The organism is Streptomyces coffeae, from assembly GCF_016741875.1.
GTDB lineage: Bacteria > Actinomycetota > Actinomycetes > Streptomycetales > Streptomycetaceae > Streptomyces > Streptomyces coffeae.
Window position 1 is genome coordinate 1 of the sequence record NZ_JAERRF010000117.1, and the last position, 1,641, is coordinate 1,641.

Annotated in this window: 1 protein-coding gene; it reads left to right on the forward strand. The window is 67.7% G+C overall.

Going from position 1 to position 1,641, the window contains the following annotated elements; genetic code table 11:
• Nucleotides 1-40 precede the first annotated feature (40 nt).
• Nucleotides 41-1,641, forward strand: a 1,601-nt coding sequence (locus JK363_RS41205) for an SDR family NAD(P)-dependent oxidoreductase (protein ID WP_201883454.1), incomplete at its 3' end; no start/stop codon positions are given.

Genomic DNA, 1,641 nt, shown 5'->3' on the forward strand with positions numbered 1-1,641 from the left:
CCGGGTGTCGCATGCGTTCCATTCGCCGTTGATGGAGCCGATGCTTGCCGAGTTCCGGCAGGTCGTCGAGCGACTGACGTACGAGGCTCCGCGTATCGCGTTGGTGTCGAATCTGACCGGTGAGTTGGCCACCGCGCGGGAGGTGTGTGACCCGGAGTACTGGGTGCGGCACGTCCGTGAGGCGGTCCGCTTCGCCGACGGCGTCACGCGACTGGCTGCTCTGGGTGTGACGGCTTGTCTGGAGTTGGGCCCGGATGGGGTGTTGTCCGGGATGGGGCAGGAGAGTGTCCCGGAGTTGCTGTTCTCGACGGTGCTGCGCAAGGACCGGGATGAGAGCGGCTCTCTGCTGGAGGGGTTGGCGCAGGTCTTTGTCCAGGGTCACGGTGTGGACTGGGCTGCCTTCCTCGCCCCTTCCCGTCCCCGGCGGGTGGAACTGCCCACCTACGCTTTCCAGCGGGAGCGATACTGGATGGGATCGGCCTCGGAGGCCGGCGACGACATCCCCAAGACGACAGATTCCGGTTTCTGGGATGCGGTGGAGCGTGGGGATGCCTCGGAGCTGGCGGATCTGCTGGCGTTGCCGGGGGATGAGTCGTTGACGGCGGTGTTGCCCGCGTTGTCGGCCTGGCGTCGTCAGGATCGTGAGCGGTCGGCGGTCGAGGGCTGGCGGTATCGCGTGGCGTGGTCGTCGTTGGCTGGGGTGTCTGGTGTGTTGTCGGGGGCGTGGCTGGTGGTGGTGCCGGCTGGGCTTGCCGGTGATGCCTGGGTTGGCGAGTGTGTGAGGGGTCTGGCGCGCAGTGGTGCCCGGCTGGTGATGCTCGAACTCGACGCGGACGAGTCCGGCCGTGAGCGGATAGTCGAGCGACTGCGTGACGTGCTCGATGGTGAGGCCGGGTTGGCGGGTGTGGTCTCGCTGCTGGCGGTGGCGTCGGGTCGGGATGCGGTGTTCGGGTCCGTGCCTGTGGGGCTGGCGTTGACGCTCGGCTTGGTTCAGGCGTTGGGTGATGTGGGTGTCGAGGTTCCGTTGTGGTGTGTGACCCGGGGTGCGGTCGCGGTGAGCGACTCCGAGCGCGTCATCGACCTCGATCAGGTTCAGTTGTGGGGTCTGGGTCGGGTGGCTGGTTTGGAGTTGGCTGGTCGTTGGGGTGGTGTGGTTGATCTTCCTGAGGTGGTGGATGCCCGTTTGGTGGGGCGTCTGGCGGGTGTGCTCGCCTCGCGCGAGGCGGAGGGAGAGGTCGCGGTTCGGGCTGCCGGTGTGTTCGGTCGGCGTGTGGTCCGTGCGGCGGGGTCTGGTGGTGGTTCCTGGCGGGTGTCGGGGACGGTGTTGGTGACTGGTGGTACTGGTGGTGTGGGTCGGCATGTGGCGCGGTGGTTGGTGGGGGTGGGGGCGGAGCATGTGTTGCTGGCTTCGCGGCGTGGTCCTGCGGCTGACGGTGTGCGGGAGCTGGAGGCTCAGGTTGCCGAGTTGGGTGCGCGGTTGTCGGTGGTGGCTTGTGATGTGGGTGATCGTGACGCGGTGGCCGGTGTGCTGGCCGGTGTTCCGGCCGAGGTGCCGTTGACGGCGGTGGTGCATGCTGCGGGTGTGCTGGATGACGGTGTGTTGGACGGGCTGTCGGTGGAGCGGTTCGAGCGGGTGTTGCG